This is a genomic window from Yokenella regensburgei ATCC 49455, from assembly GCF_000735455.1.
GTDB lineage: Bacteria > Pseudomonadota > Gammaproteobacteria > Enterobacterales > Enterobacteriaceae > Yokenella > Yokenella regensburgei.
The window spans coordinates 1-313 of the sequence record NZ_JMPS01000049.1 but is presented as its reverse complement, the minus strand read 5'-3'; the positions used below and the strand labels follow the sequence as shown (position 1 = coordinate 313).

1 protein-coding gene is annotated in these 313 nt (G+C 54.6%); it reads right to left on the bottom strand.

Annotated elements, in window-relative coordinates; genetic code table 11:
* Window positions 1-161: glutaminase (locus tag GYRE_RS24545; protein ID WP_211248368.1), on the bottom strand; the 161-nt coding region annotated here is incomplete at its 3' end.
* Window positions 162-313 lie beyond the last annotated feature (152 nt).

Below are 313 nucleotides of genomic sequence, written 5' to 3'. Positions count from 1 at the left end.
GAGAAATGCTGTCCATCGATGGTACTGATGGCAATCCCCAGCTTGTCCCCTTTAACGCAGGCCAGTGCCGGAATATAGTCGGCGACTCTACCACGGCCGATGAGTGGCCTGACTTCCGCCAGAATCGCTTCCAGCATATTGTTATTGATGACCGCTGCCACTGACGACTCCTTGCCCACAGGCCATTTTCGGCCTGCGAGTATATCAGAGTGTGTGTCCCGTCGTCAGGCCTGGGAGAACATCCCGGACTTAAACGTCGCTCTCACTGCGTCAATCTCCTTTTCCTGCGCCGCATTTAATGCCGCAAGCATAT